At 31.7% G+C, this 1014-nt stretch carries 1 pseudogene; it reads right to left on the bottom strand.

The features are described from left to right. Window positions 1–171: 171 nt before the first annotated feature. Window positions 172–1014 (bottom strand): annotated as a pseudogene (locus tag ACP6PK_RS21555) (hypothetical protein); the annotation flags it as partial.

Below are 1014 nucleotides of genomic sequence, written 5' to 3'. Positions count from 1 at the left end.
TGGTTTGGAGACCAAACCCCTACAGTTTTTTTCACAAATAATTTGGGGTTAGTCAATAGTATTTCTTATAATTGGTTTAGCTAACAAAACTCAGTTAGAGGAAAAAAAATACAGAAGAAAGCTCATATAGACTAAACTCAATATTTATTACATTCTTCCTTCTTAACTTCCTCATTCTTCCTTCTTACTTCTTCCTTCTCCAATACATTTAGCTGACAAAACCCATAATTTTTCTGTTTCTAAAACTGAACATTTATTTATAGTGTCAACTATGGCAGGAAGATTTCCATTTTGGAGATTAATTCCAATCTGATTTCCCATTTGATAATACCACTGTCTCAACCAACGATTTTTTAATACATATTCTGGCATAAATGCTTCTCGATCTAAGATTAAAAAATCTATTCCATAAGTATTGATAAAATTCTCCATCCACTGAATATCTGAATGATACTGAGCAGAAATAAATTCTCTAGCTCGCTCTTTTATTTGATTGTAATAACCAAGATGATAAGGAATGGCATATTCCCAGGCAAAAAAGACTGAACGTTGAGAAAATGTAGGGATATAATTTACCTCTTCTGACAGAGAAGCAATCAGAATATCTTTTGGTTTTCCAGCAAAAAATTCATATACTTCTGGAGATTGACCTTTTTGATAATCAGCGTAAGGAAAATTTTTCCATAAGCTCATGTCGCCTATTAATAAAATCCCCAAAAATCCAATAATAATCAATCCTGAAATTCTTCTATTTTTGCTGGATGGTTGTTGACTTACCCAGTAAAAAATTGCATCTAAAGTTATACATAAAACAATGGCAGTTGCTATTGCTAAGACTATCCGAAAACTATGATTTGTGTAACGACTTGGTAAATGTAGTTTGAATAATAAAAGATGAGCTGTCACGAATAAAGCGACACCAGCTAAAAAAATTTGGGGTAACAATTTAATGTTAGGAGTTATTTGCTTAACCAAAGGTAATTGTCTAGGGAAATTTATTCCATTATCAAGGTT

The sequence above is a fragment of the Dapis hubbardiae BLCC-M172 genome (assembly GCF_050016015.1).
Classification (GTDB): domain Bacteria; phylum Cyanobacteriota; class Cyanobacteriia; order Cyanobacteriales; family Microcoleaceae; genus Trichodesmium.
The sequence above is the reverse complement of the archived record's forward strand: the minus strand, read 5'-3'. Positions and strand labels throughout refer to the sequence as shown.